The following is a 15,803-nucleotide window of genomic DNA, read 5'->3' as shown; positions in this document are numbered from 1 at the left end:
AACACGGGCCACGATGACGATCGACGAGATCAGGGAAAATTTTGAGCTGCTGGACGAGTGGGACGACCGCTACCGGTACGTCATCGAACTCGGCCGCACGCTGGCGCCGATGCCGGAAGCCGAGCATTCGGCGGCCAACAAGGTCAACGGCTGCGCCAGCCAGGTCTGGCTCTCGAAGCAGCTCGACCGCAGCGGCAACAGCGAACCGCGCCTGAATTACCTCGGCGACAGCGACGCCCACATCGTGCGCGGCCTGATCGCGATCCTGCTGACGCTCTATTCCGGGCACACGCCGCAGCAGATCCTGTCGATGGATGCGATTGCCCTGTTCGACCAACTCGGATTTCGCGAGCATCTGACGCCGCAGCGCTCCAACGGCCTGCGCTCGATGGTCGAGCGCATCCGCTCCGATGCGCGCGAGGCGCTTGCCACCGCTTCCTGAACGGGTTCCGTCATTGCGAGAAGCGAAGCGACGAAGCAATCCATCTATCCCCAAGCGGAGAGGTGGATTGCTTCGCGGAGCCTGTCATCGGGCGCGCATTCGCGCGACCCGTTGGCTCGCAATGACGGCGGCTATTTCCGCTTCCGCGCCTGCTGGCCGAGGCCCATCTTCTTGGCGAGCTGCGAACGGGCCACCGCATAATTCGGCGCAACCATCGGATAGTCGGGCGGAAGGCCCCATTTGTCGCGATACTGCTCCGGCGTCATGTTGTATTGCGTGCGCAGATGGCGCTTCAGCGACTTGAAGCGCTTGCCGTCCTCGAGACAGATCAGATACTCCGGGGTCATCGATTTCTTGACGGACACGGCCGGCTTTGCCGGTTCGAGCGGCGTCTCGATCCGGCCGGTCGATACCCGCAGCAGCGCGGCGTGAACCTGGCTGATCAGGTTCGGGATTTCAGAGGCCTGCGTCGGATTGTTGCTGAGATAGGCCGATACGATATTGGCGGTCAGTTCGACGGGCGTCTTGCCGGCGGAATCGGTCATGGCTCAACCTTCCTGGGAATCGCAATCGCGATCCTGGGATCGCGAACGCGCGAGCGCGTAGGGTGCTGAAAGTATCCGGCCGCGCCTATACGCACAGGGAATCTATTACGACTTGGCGAATATGAACGAATTACCGGGAATCTGACAAGAACAACGGCGTTTTATTTTCACGCCGGATTGCTGGCCAAGTATTGTGCGCTTCAGGGCCGCTGATCGAGGTGCGTGCGCAGCTCGTCGATGGAAGCAAAGCGCATCATGCCCTCGGGCATCTGGGCCTCGATCGATCCGTCCGAATAGAGCGAATAGGCCATGCCGTCGACGACGCCCGATTTCAGCACCGTTACGGCCGGCTGTTGGTCGTTACGCGGCGGGGCGCCGTTTGGTTCGTTGAATGCCGGGGGTGTCCGGCCTGCACGACGCGGCAGCGGGGTCTCGCCAGGCGGCGATCGCTCTGGTTTCGGCCAGGCATCGTCGAACGATGGCGGTTGCGTTTCGGCGGGGACGGGCGGCGGCGGCGCGGCTGGCGGATTAGGGCGAAGATCCGGCGACAAAAGATCCGGCGGCAGCGGCTCGCTGGTCCTTGCCTGCGCGCGCTCGCGCTCCTTTCGCGACGTCGAGGAAAACAACAGATTGCGCTTTGGCTTGGGCGCAGCCTCGGCCGGCTCGGATCCCGTCGGCAGGTCGCCACGCGGGCGCTCGCGTGTGGCGGCCTCGCCCTGCCATGGCCGCGGAGACGGCGACGCGGCAGCAGGTGCGGCGGGCTCGCCGCCGGCTCTCTCGGCGGTCTCTAGCTTGAACGGAACACCGCCGTCGCCTGAGCCAGCCTCTGGTGACATACCCGGTGGAAGCACCGGCCGTACCATGGCCTCGCCGCGCGGCTGGGATACGCCAGCACCGAGGTGCCGCGCGATGTTCTTCAATTCCCGCACCGCCACCCAGAGCCCGAGCATGATCGCGCCCGTGCAAAACCCGGTCACGCCGGTGAGGATCAGCGTGTTGCCGGTGCTGAATTCGTTGATCGTGATTCCGTAGCCAATCGCCAGCAGGCCCGCCAAAACAAGGCCGGTACCCGCGACCAACATGCCAACCATCATCGAACTAATCCCCCGGCTGCGCCCGAAATGCTCGCAAACCGCCTATGCCACGATACCGTCATAATGTGCGCACCGCCAACCAGCAATTCTGCACAGAGTTCCTCAAAAAACGGTTCCTCAAAAATCCCTTGAAAGATCCCTTGAAAATCCCTTGGCAGCGGAAGCCTTCCCTCTGCAAAATTCAGGCGCCGATCGCGGCATTCAGCTGCCATTCAGACGCCTCCCGTATATCTACGGTCTACTAATTACCGCCGATTTGTTGCATTGCATCAGGGAATTAGACCACAATTCCCAATTACTTGAAAATGGAACTGCGCTATATGGATGCCGGGGAAAGAGGCTCAAAAGCGCAAACGCTGGGCCAAAGGGGACACCGGGTTAGCCAATAGCCATGTCAGCCATCACGACATCTGCCGTCGATACGCCCGAGCGGCGCTCGATGGAGCGGACTTGGGACGACCTAGCCATGGTCGTGCTGGCCGCTGTCACCCTGGTCGCAGGTTTGACCTTCCGTGATTACGGACTGGGCTGGGACGATTACACCCACGCCGAATATGCCGAGCTGTTGCTGCGCATGTACGGTTCCGGTTTCAAGGATATCGGCGCGCTGTCGTTCGCCAATCTCTATATGTACGGCGGCGGCTTCGACATGGCGGCGGCACTGCTGCACAAGGTCATCCCGCTCGAACTGTTCGAAACGCGCCGCCTGCTCGGCGCCGTGGTCGGTGTCATCGGACTTGCCGTGACGTGGCGGCTCGCGCGGCGCGTCGGCGGTCCGCTGGCCGGGCTCGCGACGCTGTTGCTGCTGGCGCTGTGCCCGACCTTCTACGGCCACATGTTCATGAACCCGAAGGACGCGCCATTCGCGGTCTCGATGGTGATCCTGATCCTGGGTCTGGTCCGCCTCGCCGAGGAATATCCCTCGCCCTCGCCGCGAACCATCCTGATCGTCGGATTTGGTGCCGGCCTTGCCATTGGCTGCCGGGTTCTCGGCGGGCTGGCGCTGGTCTACGCCATGGTCGGTTTCGTGCCGTTGCTGATCGAGGAATACCGCACGCAAGGGCTGCGCGAGGCCGCCCATCGCTTCGGCCATGTGGTCTACGTGCTGCTGCCGGGCCTCGTGTTCGGCTACCTTCTGATGGGCCTGGTGTGGCCGTGGTCGATCATGGAGCCGGACCATCCGTTCAAGGCACTGACCTATTTCTCGCATTTCTTCGAAAAGCCCTGGAAGGAAATGTTCGACGGCGCGCTGGTATCGGTGCCGGACATGCCGTGGTCGTATCTGCCGACGCTGTTCGCGCTGCAGCTCCCCGAAGTGCTGCTGGCACTGTTGTTCGCCGGCATCATCGGCACCTTCATGTCGCTGTCGCGCACCGACGTGCCGGCCCGCCGCAAGACCATTATGTTGATGCTCACGATGGCGGCGACGCTGCCGCTGGTGATCGCGATGGTGAAGCGGCCCGCGCTCTACAACGGCATCCGGCATTTCGTGTTCGTGATTCCGCCAATGGCGGTGCTGGCCGGCGTCGCCTTCGGCCGGGGCATGACCTGGCTGAAGGAAAACCGCCGCAGCTGGCAACCCGCAGCCCTTGCGGCGTTCGCGTTCGGGCTGTTGCTGCCGCTCAGCGAAATGATCCGCCTGCATCCTTACGAATACACCCACTTCAACCACATCGCCGGCACGGTCCGCTCCGCCGACAATTTCTTCATGCTGGACTATTGGGGCCTGGCGCTGAAGCAGGCTTCCGACGGCCTGCGCGAGGAACTGGTGGAGCGGCAGGAAGTCGCGCCGAGCGGGCGCAAGTGGAAGGTTGCGGTGTGCGGCCCGCAGCGTCCGGCGCAAGTCGCGCTTGGTCCGGATTTCACCATCGGCTGGGACAGCAACGCCGCCGACTTCGCGATGACGCTGGGCGAATTCTATTGCAAGGGCCTCACCGCGCCGGTGATGGTGGAAATCAAGCGCGACGACGTCGTGTTCGCGCGCGTCTACGATATTCGCGGCCGCGCCATTTCCTCCCTGCTGGCCATTCCGGCGCCGTAGCCCTTATCAAGAGCACAAAGGCATAACAGCCAGCTCCTGGCCGCGCCTTGCTGTGGTGCGGGCGCAGGGCTAGGCTCGCCCACGAAAACCAGCATTGCACGGGAGAAACCGGTCATGTCGCCAGCCGAAGCTCGCCTCAAGGAAGTACCGTCCGGCATGACCGATGCCGAGTGGAACCAGCGCGTCGATCTTGCCGCCGCCTATCGGCTGGTCGCGCTCTATGGCTGGGACGATCTGGTCGACACCCACATCTCGGCGCGCGTGCCCGGCCCCGAGCATCATTTCCTGATCAATCCCTACGGCCTGATGTTCGACGAGATCACCGCCTCGAGCCTGGTCAAGGTCGACCTCAACGGCAACCAGCTCACCCAGAGCGACTACAGCATCAACCCGGCGGGCTTCACCATCCATTCGGCGATCCACGAGGTCCGCGAGGACGCCGGCTGCGTGCTTCATCTGCACACGCCCGACGGCACGGCGGTAGCGAGCTGCATGGAAGGCCTGCTGCCGATGAACCAGACCGCGCAGTTGGTCACCCATGACCTCGCCTATCACGACTACGAAGGCATCGCGCTGGATCATGACGAGCGTCCGCGGCTGCAGAAGGACCTCGGCAACAAGAACCACATGCTGCTGCGCAATCACGGCACGCTCACGGTCGGCCGCTCGGTCGCCTCCGCCTTCGAACGCATGTACCATCTGGAGCGGGCCTGCACGATGCAGGTGCGAACCCGCATGCTCGGCCCAACCGCCTATCCGGTCGAACAGGCCGTGGTCTACAAGAACGCGCAATTATTCAGCAATCCTGACCGTGCCGAAATGCGCTCGACCAACCTGGTGTGGCCGCCGCTCCTGCGCAAGCTCGATCGCATCGACCCGAGCTACCGGACCTGACGCCCGCACGCGGGCGAACAGCGCGAAAGGTTCAGCGACGTGACTATTCTGGTGACCGGCAGTTCCGGCCATCTCGGCGAAGCACTGGTCCGTACCCTGCAGGCGCAGCGGCGTGAAGCCATCGGCATCGACATTCTTCCCGGCGCGTTCACGCAGCTCGTGGGCTCGATCACCGACCGCGGCTTTGTGCGACAATGCATGAGGGGCGTCACGGCCGTGCTGCACACAGCGACGCTGCACAAGCCGCATGTGGCGACCCACAGCCGTCAGGACTTTGTCGACGTCAACGTCACGGGCACGCTCAATCTGCTTGAGGAAGCCGCCGCGGCCGGCGTCACGGCGTTCGTCTATACCAGCACCACGAGCGTGTTCGGCGACGCGCTGGTGCCGCCACCGGGCGAGCCGGCCGCCTGGGTGACGGAAGACGTCATCCCGGTGCCGAAAAACATCTACGGCGTCACCAAGGCGGCCGCCGAGGACCTGTGCCAGCTGTTTGCGCGCAACCATTCGCTCGGCGCAATCGTTCTGCGCACCTCGCGTTTCTTTCCCGAGGAAGACGACAACCGCGCCGTCCGCGAGGGCTATGCCGACGCCAACGCCAAGGCCAACGAATTTCTCCATCGCCGCGTCGATCTCGAGGACGTGGTCAGCGCGCATCTCCTGGCCATCAGCCACGCACCATCAGCAGGTTTCGCGAAATACATCGTCAGCGCCACGACGCCGTTCTCGCGCGATGATGCCGCGGAATTGCGCAGCGATTTGCCGCTTGTGCTGCGCCGGTACGTGCCCGCCTTTGAGGCGGCATATGCACGGCGCGGCTGGACGATGGCTTCCGGCATCGACCGGGTTTATGTCAACGCCAGGGCGCGCGCCGAACTCGGCTGGCAACCGCGCCATGATTTCCGCACCCTGCTGGCCCGGCTGCAAACCGGTGACGACATCCGCAGCCCGCTCGCGCGTGAGGTCGGCAGCAAGGGCTATCACGACCGCGTCTTCCGCGATGGGCCCTACCCGCTGGCGTAAGGGCCCGCGCCGGTATTCGCCCGGGTTATCGGAATTGAAAATCTTGGGAATTGCGTGTAGGTTGTTTTCCAACGACCTCTGCACTACCGAATCAAAACGCCGCCCAATTCCGGGCGGCGTTTTTATTTGGACGCTGAACGTAGGGTGGGCAAAGCGACTTGTCCGCCGTAGCTCAACGAGCGAAGGCGGAAGCGTGCCCACCAAGCCAGTCGTACGGATAGATGGTGGGCACGGCGGCGATGCGCCTTTGCCCACCTTACAAGCTACGAAGCTATCCCTTCGGCGTTTCCGCGAACGCGCCCAAAATCCGGGCCCAGGAGCGGATGCCTTTGTGAAAACTCTTGAGGTCGTACTTCTCGTTTGGCGAATGGATGTTGTCGTCGTCGAGGCCGAAGCCGACCAGCACGGTATCGAGGCCGAGCGTGCGCTTGAAGTCCGCGACGATCGGGATCGACGCGCCCGAGCCGATCAGCAGCGCTTCCTTGCCCCATTCGTCGGTCAGCGCGCGCTTGGCGGCCGCCAGCGGCTTCATGTTCCAGTCGAGCGCGATCGCCGGCGCGTTGGAGTGATCGATGAATTCGGCCGTGCAATCGCCCGGCAGCCGCGCCGTCACATAATCGCGGAAGGCCTTGCGGATCTTGTCCGGGTTCTGCCCCTCCACCAGCCGGAACGAGATCTTTGCGGAGGCCTCGGCCGCGATCACCGTCTTGGAGCCCTCGCCGGTGTAGCCACCGATGATGCCGTTGATGTCGCAGGTCGGGCGCGAGGACACCTGTTCGATCAGGAGGCGGTCCTTTTCGCCGGCCGGGATCGAAAGGCCGATCGGCTTCAGGAATGATTCCGCCGTCAGGTTGAGATTTTTCCATTGCGCCAGGATATCCGGCGGCAGGTCCTTCACACCGTCGTAGAAGCCGGGAATGGTGATGCGGCCGTTGTCGTCGAAGAGGCTGCCGAGAATATTGGTCAGCACCCGGATCGGGTTCTGCGCACCGCCGCCGAAGATGCCGGAATGCAGATCGCGGTTGGCGGCCTTGATCTTGACCTCGTCATAAACGAGCCCGCGCAATGACGTCGTGATCGCGGGCGTGTTCTGGTCCCACATGCCGGTGTCGCAGACCAGCGCGAAGTCCGCTTTCAGGTCAGCCTTGTTCTGTTCGAGGAACGGCACGAAGTTTTTCGAGCCGACCTCTTCCTCACCCTCGATGACGATGGTGACGTCCACCGGCAGCGATCCGGTCACCGATTTCCAGGCGCGGCAGGCTTCGACGAAGGTCATCAGCTGTCCTTTGTCGTCCTCCGCCCCACGCGCAACGATGATCTTGCGGCCGTCGGCATGGTCGGTCACGACAGGCTCGAACGGCGGACGGTGCCACAGGTTCAAGGGGTCGACCGGCTGCACATCATAATGCCCGTAGAACAGCACGTGCGGCCGCCCGCCCTTGCTGCCATTCGCACTTCCATTCATTTTGGCGACGATCGCAGGATGCCCCGCCGTCGGCCGCACCTCCGCCGCAAAACCGAGCGTCGCGATGTCCTTGGCCAGGTGATCGGCGGCCGCCTTGCAATCGCCGGCAAAGGCGGGATCGGCCGAGATCGACTTGATCCGCAGCAGCGCAAACAGCCGTTCGAGGCTGTTGTCGAAATCGGCATCGATGCGGTCGAGGACCGGCTGAAGCTGTGCGTTGGCCATCACGGTTTTCCCTTGGCTGTGGGCATTGTTGTTGCGTCGATTTGTAGCCCGCTTGTGGACTGAGGCAAAGTGGCGGGAGCGTCCGCATTCGGCGGATGCAGCATGTGCCAGACCAGCCCCGCCACCAGCAGCGCGGTCGAGACGAGGTTATTGCCATAGGCCTGCAAATCGTTCGGAAAGATCGGCAACGACAGGCACAGGAGCAAGCCCGCAACGGCCAACAGCGCCCAAGTGGCGGCCTTGACCGCGGGCCGCGGATCAAAAGCGGCGCGATGCATCAGCACCGTCATCGGGAAGAACAGCCACAGAAAATAATACTGACGCGCCAGCGGCGAAGCGACCGTCATCAGGCAGAACAGAATGCCTATTTCCTCGGCGTCCGATTTCTCCGTCCGGCGCGAGGCCGGCGGCATCACCAGGAGATAGCCGATCCCGATCACAAGCGACACCGCCAGCACGATCAGGTTCGCCGTCCTGAAATCGAGGTTGACGACATTCATGGTGCGCACGGGCTTGGCCGGATCGTCCTGATTGTAGTTCACCGGCCGCGTCAGGCGGTGCGTCACCGCGATGATGGACTGGTTGACCCACGACCAGTTCTGCTCGTCACGCTGACCGAACCCTTTTTCCGAGCTCGCCCCCACCATGCCCTGGTACCAGTTCTTCAATTCGGCGGCGTTGTGCTGGAAACCGCGGAACGGCGCCGGCAGCACGAACAGAAACACAAACAGGAAGACCAGCATGCTGGCGGCCGCCGCCCACTGCCGGCGCCAGACCAGATAGGGAAACACCGCGACCGGGAACACCTTGATCGCGGTCGCGAGCGCGAACATGCTGCCCGCCATCCAGCCGCGCTGATCGCGCAGCAGCCAGAAGCCGTACAGCATCAACGCCAGCAGCACGAGGTTCGGCTGCCCGAGATCGAACATATCGAACACGAAGGTGACGGTAACGAGACCCGGCAGCGCTTCGAGCCAAGGATTGAGTTTCTCCCCAGGCTTCTGCCCCGACCCCGCCATTGCGTGGGAATATTGCGCCGTCATCCACCAGGCGACGATGTTGAGCAATGACAGGCAGAGATAAAGCGGGATCTTGCCGAAATAGCTCGGGATCGCCAGCAGCAGCGCCGACAGCGGCGGGTAGATGAATTCGAAATAGGTGGCGGGATTGTCAGGATAGAGGTTCTGGCCTTGCAGCACCTGCTGCCCGGCCCAGAACCACAGCGGATAATCCTTGGTCTTGCCGTTGCCCCAGATTTCCGGAACCAGCACGTCGGCCGTCAGACCAATACAGCAGATCAGAAACAGAATATCGAGCGGCGCTCGCAACGAGGGATATCTCAGCACAAGCTCGATCCGAACATCAGAAAATCATCCATTCTTTCGTTCCGCGGTGAGATGGATTGCTTCGCTTCGCTCGCAATGACGGTTGTTGGAACTGGGAACGCTCCTCACGCGTCATTGCGAGCGAAGCGAAGCAATCCATACTTTCTTTCCGCGGAAGTGCCTTCGCCGCAAGAAATCAGCGCCGCAGCAATCCGCCAAGCGCGCCGCGCACCAGCGCCCGCCCCACCGAACTGCCGAGTGAGCCGCCGACCGATTTGCCGAGATCGGCTACAACACCGCCAATCACCTTGTTGGTGACGGAACGCGTAACGTCGCGCGCGATGACCTGGCCGGTCGACAGCCGGCCGCGCTTGTTGTTGGTGCCGAAGATGGTGCCGACGATCGCGCCGACCTGTCCGAGGATTCCGCCGCCGCCACCGCCGCCATCCGATCCATCAGCCGGCGCGGCCGTTCCTGCCACGCGCTTCAGCAGCATCTCATAGGCGGACTCAGCGTCGACCGCGGTGTCGTATTTGCCCTTCACCGGGCTCTTGTTCATGAGCGCCTTGCGTTCCTCCGGCGTGATCGGCCCGATCCGTCCCGTCGGCGGCCGGATCATCACCCGCTCGACCATCGTCGGCGTGCCGCCGCCTTCGAGGAACGACACCAGCGCCTCGCCCTTGCCGAGCTCCATGATGACCCGGGCGGTGTCGAGCTTCGGATTGGGCCTGAACGTCTGCGCCGCCGCCGCCACCGCCTTCTGGTCGCGCGGCGTGAACGCGCGCAACGCGTGCTGCACGCGGTTGCCCAACTGGGCGAGCACCTTGTCCGGCACGTCGATCGGGTTTTGCGTGACGAAATAAACACCGACGCCCTTGGAACGGATCAGCCGCACCACCTGTTCGATCTTGTCCATCAGCGCCTTCGGCGCATCGGTGAACAACAGATGCGCCTCGTCGAAGAAAAACACCAGTTTCGGCTTCGGCAGGTCGCCGGCTTCCGGCAATTCTTCAAACAGCTCCGACAGCATCCACAACAGGAAGGTCGCGTAGAGGCGCGGGCTCTGCATCAGCTTGTCCGCGACCAGAATGTTGACCATGCCGCGGCCGTCGCTGTCGGTTTTCATAAAATCCTTCAACGACAACGCCGGCTCGCCGAAGAATTTGGCGCCGCCCTGGTTCTCCAGCACCAGAAGCTGGCGCTGAATCGTTCCAACCGTCGCCTTGGAGACGTTTCCGAAGCCCTGCGCGGCCTTGCGGATCGGCGCCAGCAGATCTTCCTCGGCATCCGGGCCCTTCTTGCTGGTGTTAGGCACGATCGCGTCAAGCAGCGCGCGGAGATCCTTCATATCGATCAGCGTCAGTCCGTTCTCATCCGCGACACGGAACGCAACATTGAGGACGCCCTCCTGGACGTCGTTCAAATCGAGCATCCGGGACAGCAGCAACGGTCCCATTTCCGTGACGGTGGCCCGGACCGGATGACCCTGCTCGCCAAACACGTCCCAGAATACGGTCGAGAACTGATCGGGCTGGAAGTTGAGCCCCATCTCGCCCGCGCGCTTGAGGATAAAGTCTTTGGCTTCGCCGACTTCGGAGATCCCGGACAGGTCGCCCTTAATATCGGCTGCGAAAACCGGAACACCGGCCCGAGCAAACCCTTCCGCCATCACCTGCAGCGACACGGTCTTGCCGGTTCCGGTCGCGCCGGTGACGAGGCCGTGCCGATTGGCCAGCGCGAGCGTCAGCCACGCCGTCTGCTCGCCCTTGCCGATGAAAATCTTCTCATTGGTATCGGCTGTCTTGTTGTCGGGGGTCGCCATCACATCGCCTCTTCGCGCGCATCGGGAAAGTTTGGTCGCCAAGCAACGCCATCATATCGCATCCTGCCGGTCGATTGAAACCGTCCATGGACAAGGACATAGCCCGAGCCTTGCACACCCTGTCTCATACTTTTCTCTAACTCCGGTAGAAATACGAGGGCCGCAGTGCGGCAACATGGCGTGAATCCCGCATTCACTCTTGCATTGCTGCAACACTCGACGAGCGATCTAGGACGAAATCGCCTTCGCGCGCGCGGATCGCTTGTATTTCAGGTCGCAGACGCTCAAGATAAATTCACAAGGTACGACCCGGTAACAAACCGGCTGAGGGCGGGGCCAATATGGACGAATTGATTGGACGGCTGGCCACCAAGGCCGGCATCGATAGCGTTGTCGCTGAAAAAACCATCGGCATCGTTCTGGGTTTCCTCCGTAACGAGGGGCCTTCCGACAAGGTTCAGGCTCTGATCGACCAAATTCCAGGCGCCGAGGCTGCGATCGCGGCCTCGAACAGCAACAGCGGCCTCTCCAGGTTGATGGGCGGCGGGCTGATGGCGCTCGGCACCAAGCTGATGGCGCTTGGTCTGGGCATGAACGAGATTCAGAACGTGGCGCGTGAACTTTTCAGGTTCGGCCGCGACAAAATCGGAGCGGACAAGATGGGCGAGATCATTTCGGGGACACCGGGGCTAAGCCAGTTCGCTTGAGACACCCCCTTCGGCCGCGCACATTCTCTTGCATCGAGTATCATGACATATCCCCTATCCGAGATCGAAGGCTTGACCGCCTACTCTGCCTCGAAACTCAAATCGCTTGGCATTCGCACGACCGAAGCGCTGCTTGAAGCCGCCCGCACCGTCAAAGGACGCAAGGCGCTCGCCGCGAAGACCGGGATCAGTGAACAGCAATTGCTCGAATGGGCCAATTTCTCCGACTACATGCGGATTCCCGGGATGGGCAAGGCGAAGGTCGGGCTGGTGCGCGCTGCCGGCGTGCCGACGGTTCGCGAACTCGCGCTGCGTAACCCGGCACGGCTCGCCCAGAACATGAAAGACGTGAATACCAAGCGTAAGCTGGTCCGCGTCATGCCCTCGGAGAAGTCGGTCGAGCAACTGATCGCCCAGGCGCGCAAGCTCCAGCCCAAAATCAGCTACTAAAAGTCGACCAGCCGACATACGCTGGCGGGGTCTCGCGTCTTGACTCACTGGCGCGGACCGCGCAAAGCGACCGCATGATCGTAAGCATGTCCAGACCCGCCACCGCGGCCGGCCCGGCCGGTCATTTTGACCTGCCGGCGCTGTTGTCACGGCCCTGCCCGGCCGTGATGGGCGTGCTGAACGTAACCCCCGACTCATTTTCCGATGGCGGACAGTTCGCTGCCCCCGAAAGCGCGCATGCGCAGGCCCGCCGGATGGTCGCCGAAGGTGCTGACATCATCGACATCGGTGCGGAATCGACCCGACCCTACGGATCAGAACCGATCTCGGTAGAAGAAGAGTTGAAGCGGTTGCAACCGGTGCTACCGGAGGTTGTTTCGCTTGGGGTTCCCGTCTCGATCGACAGCATGAAGTCGGCCGTCGTCGCCTGGGCGCTCGACCATGGCGCCGTCATCGCCAACGATGTCTGGGGGCTGCAGTGCGATCCCGGCATGGCCGGCCTGATCGCGGCACGCCAGGTGCCCGTGATCGTCATGCACAACCGCGACAGCGCCGATCCCGCCATCGACATCATGAAGGATATCGCCTCCTTCTTCGCGCGGTCGCTCGACATCGCCGCGAAGGCCGGTATTTCGCCCGGCAAGATCGTACTCGACCCCGGCATCGGCTTTGGCAAGACACCGGAACAGAGCATGACGGCCCTGGCGCGGCTGCATGAGCTGCAATCCTTCGGCCTGCCGCTGCTGGTCGGGGCCTCGCGCAAGCGCTTCATCAGTGTGGTGACGCCGTCGGAACCGCATCAGCGCCTTGGCGGCTCGATCGCCGCCCATCTGATTGCGGCGAGGGGCGGCGCGCGCATCATCCGCGCCCATGACGTTGCGGAAACCGTTCAAGCGCTGCGCGTCGCAACCGCAATTGGGGAACTGCAGAGATGACCGATACGATCTTCATCACCGGCGTCGTCATCCATGCCCGCCATGGCGTGATGGAACACGAAACCGAAGTCGGCCAGCGCTTCGTGATCGATCTCGAGCTCTCCGTCGACCTGTCGGAATCCTCGCGCACCGACCGCCTGTCCGACACCGTGTCTTATTCCAACGTGGTCGCGACCGCGACGGCGGCGTTCAAGAACACCAATTACAAACTGCTGGAACGCGCGGCCGGCGCCGTGGCCGATGCCATCCTGGTCGCGTTTCCGCGCATCAACGCGGTCGAGGTCACCGTCCACAAGCCGCACGCGCCGATCGCCGCGATCTTCGACGATGTCGGCGTGGTCTTGATGCGCACACGGCAGTCGCCCTGACATGGCGGACGTGCTGATCGCGCTCGGCGGCAATGTCGGCGACGTGCGCGCGACGTTCCGCAAAGCCATTTCCAACATCTGCGGCATGACGCAGGCGGCATTGCTGGCGCGGTCGTCGGATTACACCACGCCGCCCTGGGGCAATGAAGCGCAGGCGCCCTTCATCAACGCCTGCATCGAAATCGACACCAGCCTCGATCCGCATGCGCTGCTGTTCACGCTGCACAAGATCGAGAAGAAATTCGGCCGCGACCGCGCCGCCGAGCAGCATTGGGGCCCGCGCACCCTCGACCTCGACCTGATCGCCTATGACGACGTCAGGATCGACAAGCCGGAGTTGACGCTGCCGCATCCCAGGCTGTTCGAACGCGCCTTCGTGCTGGTGCCGCTCGCCGAGATCGTGCCCGAGCGTATCATTGCGGGACGCAGCGTCAGGGAAGCGCTGGCGGCGGTTTCGACCGCCGGTATCCAGCGGTTGCCCGACCTGGACTAGCCCCCGGGAGGCCAAAACAACCGTTTGGCTTGGCGGCCGCCCCGTGGCAATTTCCGGCCAAATCAAGAGGCGCCCCAAGGAAACTATCAAGGAAACGACTTTCTCGATGACCACGACCACTGACGAGCTGCGATTGGCTGCGGATTTTGCCCCCGCGAATTACGAAGACTGGCGCAAGCTGGTCGACGGGGTGCTGAAGGGCGCGCCGTTCGAGAAACTGGTCGGCAAGACATCCGATGGATTGAAGATCGATCCGATCTACCCGCGCGCGCAAGGCGCCGCCCCGGTCGCAGGCCGCCCTGCGGCCGCGCCCTGGCAGATCATGCAGCGCGCCGATCATCCCGATGCCAAAGCGGCCAACGCGCAGGCGCTGCACGACCTCGAAAATGGCGCGACCGGCCTCACCCTCGTGTTCGCCGGCGCCAATGGCGCTTACGGCTTCGGGCTGGATCCCTCGCCGGAGGCCGTCGCGCAAATCCTTGATGGCATCTATCTCGATGCCGGCATCGGCATCGAACTTCAGATCGGCCCGCAATCGCGGATGGCGGCAATCCATGTCGCGGAATATATCCAGCGCAAGGGACTAGACCCCGCGGCCTGCGATATCCGCTTCGGGCTCGATCCGCTCGGGGCCGGCGCGGTGTGGGGATCCAGCCCGTATAGCTGGTCCGAGATCGTGCCCGCGGTCACCAGCGCCATCAAAGGCCTTGCCGCGCTCGGCTTCAAAGGTCCGCTCGCGGCCGCCGACGGGCGCGTGATCCACGATGCCGGCGGATCGGAAGTCCAGGAGCTGGCGTTTGTGCTCGCCGCAGGCGTCGCCTATCTGCGCGCGATCGAAACGGCCGGCGTGTCGCTGGAGGATGCGCAGGGCATGGTCTATGCACGACTTTCCGCCGACGCCGACCAGTTCCTGACGCTGGCGAAATTCCGCGCGGCTCGGCTGTTGTGGGCGCGGGTCGAACAGGCCTGCGGCCTCGTGCCCAAACCGCTGTTCGTCGCCGCCGATACCGCTTGGCGCATGCTGACGCAGCGCGATCCTTACGTGAACATGCTGCGGGCGACGATAGCGACCTTCTCCGCCGGCCTCGGCGGCGCCAACGCCATCACCGTGCTGCCGCATACGCTGGCGCTGGGCTTGCCCGATCCGTTCGCGCGTCGCGCCGCGCGCAACACGCAGCTGGTGTTGCTGGAAGAATCCAACCTCGCCAAAGTGTCCGATCCCGCCGCCGGCTCCGGCGGCATCGAAACGCTCACAGGGCAGCTTTGCGAAGCCGCGTGGTCGCTGTTCCAGGAGATCGAAAAGGCCGGCGGCCTGTTCGCCGCGCTCGAACAGAACCTGATCCAGCGCAAGGTCGCTGCAACGCGAGCCGTGCGCGAGACCAACATCGCCAAGCGCCGCGACGTACTGACCGGCGCCAGCGAATTTCCAAACCTGCACGAGGCCGAGATCGCGGTGCTGGACGCAAAACCGATTGCGCTCGCGCCCTATGGCGAAGCCAAGTTCAAGTTCGACGCGCTGCCGCCGATGCGGCTGGCCGCGCCGTTCGAAGCGTTGCGCGACAAATCGGACGATAAGCTCAAGAACGGCGGCGCACGGCCAAAAATATTCCTCGCCAATCTCGGCACCCCGGCCGATTTCACCGCGCGGGCGACATTTGCAAAAAGCTTCTTCGAGACCGGCGGCATCGAGGCCATCGATACCCAGGGCTTTGCCGATCCCGCGGCGCTTGCCGCCGCATTCAAGGCCTCCGGCGCCGACGTGGCGTGCCTTTGTTCCTCCGACAAGGCCTATGCCGCCCACGCGACGGCGGCCGCCCAGGCCCTTCAAGCGGCTGATGCAAAGCATATCTATCTGGCAGGCCGGCCCGGCGAGCAGGAAACAGCACTACGGGCCGCCGGCGTCGGTGACTTCATTTTTGCCGGCGGCGATGCGCTCGCAATGTTGCAGGGCGCCTGGAAGCGTATGGAGTGAGC

At 63.3% G+C, this 15,803-nt stretch carries 15 protein-coding genes; 10 read left to right on the top strand and 5 right to left on the bottom strand.

The window, feature by feature from the left end; genetic code table 11:
* Positions 1-13 precede the first annotated feature (13 nt).
* Positions 14-442, top strand: a complete 429-nt coding sequence (locus JQ567_RS24480) for a SufE family protein (RefSeq protein ID WP_212441173.1) — start codon at positions 14-16, stop codon at positions 440-442.
* A 131-nt stretch (positions 443-573) separates the two neighbouring features.
* Here the strand turns inward: JQ567_RS24480 and JQ567_RS24475 are convergent, their stop codons facing one another.
* Together JQ567_RS24475 and JQ567_RS24470 are read right to left on the bottom strand one after the other, a co-directional pair.
* A complete protein-coding gene (locus JQ567_RS24475; protein WP_212265407.1) occupies positions 574-987 on the bottom strand; it encodes a MucR family transcriptional regulator in 414 nt (137 codons plus the stop codon).
* 200 nt (positions 988-1,187) lie between these two features.
* A complete protein-coding gene (locus tag JQ567_RS24470; protein WP_312017460.1) occupies positions 1,188-2,042 on the bottom strand; it encodes a DUF308 domain-containing protein in 855 nt (284 codons plus the stop codon).
* Between the two features lie 430 nt (positions 2,043-2,472).
* Here JQ567_RS24470 and JQ567_RS24465 point away from each other — a divergent pair, with 430 nt between their 5' ends.
* The 3 genes from JQ567_RS24465 to JQ567_RS24455 all read left to right on the top strand — a co-directional run bounded on the left by JQ567_RS24465 (position 2,473) and on the right by JQ567_RS24455 (position 6,039).
* Positions 2,473-4,122, top strand: coding sequence for a glycosyltransferase family 39 protein (locus JQ567_RS24465; protein ID WP_212441171.1), 1,650 nt, complete (start codon positions 2,473-2,475; stop codon positions 4,120-4,122).
* A 114-nt stretch (positions 4,123-4,236) separates the two neighbouring features.
* Positions 4,237-5,016 carry a class II aldolase/adducin family protein gene (locus JQ567_RS24460; RefSeq protein ID WP_212441170.1) on the top strand — a complete coding sequence of 260 codons (780 nt, stop codon included), beginning with the start codon at positions 4,237-4,239 and terminating at the stop codon, positions 5,014-5,016.
* Between the two features lie 39 nt (positions 5,017-5,055).
* Entirely contained in the window at positions 5,056-6,039 is a 984-nt protein-coding gene (locus JQ567_RS24455) for an NAD(P)-dependent oxidoreductase (protein WP_212441169.1), read from the top strand.
* A 271-nt stretch (positions 6,040-6,310) separates the two neighbouring features.
* Here JQ567_RS24455 and JQ567_RS24450 read toward each other — a convergent pair whose 3' ends face one another.
* The 3 genes from JQ567_RS24450 to JQ567_RS24440 form a co-directional block, all read right to left on the bottom strand.
* Positions 6,311-7,729 (bottom strand): M20/M25/M40 family metallo-hydrolase, encoded by a 1,419-nt coding sequence (locus JQ567_RS24450; RefSeq protein WP_212441168.1) that lies wholly within the window; start codon positions 7,727-7,729, stop codon positions 6,311-6,313.
* Positions 7,729-9,075, bottom strand: a complete 1,347-nt coding sequence (locus JQ567_RS24445) for a glycosyltransferase family 87 protein (protein WP_312017459.1) — start codon at positions 9,073-9,075, stop codon at positions 7,729-7,731. Before JQ567_RS24445 ends, JQ567_RS24450 begins: the two co-directional genes overlap by 1 nt.
* 175 nt (positions 9,076-9,250) lie before the next feature.
* Positions 9,251-10,876: a helicase HerA-like domain-containing protein gene (locus JQ567_RS24440; protein ID WP_212441167.1), complete on the bottom strand. Its 1,626-nt coding sequence runs from the start codon at positions 10,874-10,876 to the stop codon at positions 9,251-9,253.
* A 341-nt stretch (positions 10,877-11,217) separates the two neighbouring features.
* Between JQ567_RS24440 and JQ567_RS24435 the strand changes: the two genes are divergently transcribed.
* The 6 genes from JQ567_RS24435 (at position 11,218) to JQ567_RS24410 (ending at position 15,801) form a co-directional block, all read left to right on the top strand.
* Complete coding sequence (locus JQ567_RS24435) at positions 11,218-11,583, top strand: DUF2267 domain-containing protein (RefSeq protein WP_212441166.1); 366 nt, start codon at positions 11,218-11,220, stop codon at positions 11,581-11,583.
* Between the two features lie 42 nt (positions 11,584-11,625).
* The gene (locus tag JQ567_RS24430) at positions 11,626-12,033 is read left to right on the top strand and encodes a DUF4332 domain-containing protein (protein WP_212271972.1); all 408 of its coding nucleotides are present in this window, start codon (positions 11,626-11,628) and stop codon (positions 12,031-12,033) included.
* Positions 12,034-12,107: 74 nt separating this feature from the next.
* Positions 12,108-12,968 carry a dihydropteroate synthase gene (gene folP / locus JQ567_RS24425; RefSeq protein ID WP_212441165.1) on the top strand — a complete coding sequence of 287 codons (861 nt, stop codon included), beginning with the start codon at positions 12,108-12,110 and terminating at the stop codon, positions 12,966-12,968.
* Complete coding sequence (gene folB / locus JQ567_RS24420) at positions 12,965-13,336, top strand: dihydroneopterin aldolase (protein WP_212265417.1); 372 nt, start codon at positions 12,965-12,967, stop codon at positions 13,334-13,336. The genes folP and folB overlap by 4 nt, the downstream gene beginning before the upstream one ends.
* Position 13,337: 1 nt before the next feature.
* On the top strand, positions 13,338-13,829 hold the full coding sequence (gene folK / locus JQ567_RS24415; RefSeq protein ID WP_212441164.1) for a 2-amino-4-hydroxy-6-hydroxymethyldihydropteridine diphosphokinase: 492 nt from the start codon (positions 13,338-13,340) through the stop codon (positions 13,827-13,829).
* Positions 13,830-13,935: 106 nt separating this feature from the next.
* On the top strand, positions 13,936-15,801 hold the full coding sequence (locus tag JQ567_RS24410; protein WP_212441163.1) for a methylmalonyl-CoA mutase subunit beta: 1,866 nt from the start codon (positions 13,936-13,938) through the stop codon (positions 15,799-15,801).
* The last annotated feature ends 2 nt before the right edge of the window (positions 15,802-15,803 follow it).

It is taken from the genome of Bradyrhizobium sp. AUGA SZCCT0431 (assembly GCF_018131065.1).
Lineage (GTDB): Bacteria > Pseudomonadota > Alphaproteobacteria > Rhizobiales > Xanthobacteraceae > Bradyrhizobium.
The sequence above is the reverse complement of the archived record's forward strand: the minus strand, read 5'-3'. Positions and strand labels throughout refer to the sequence as shown.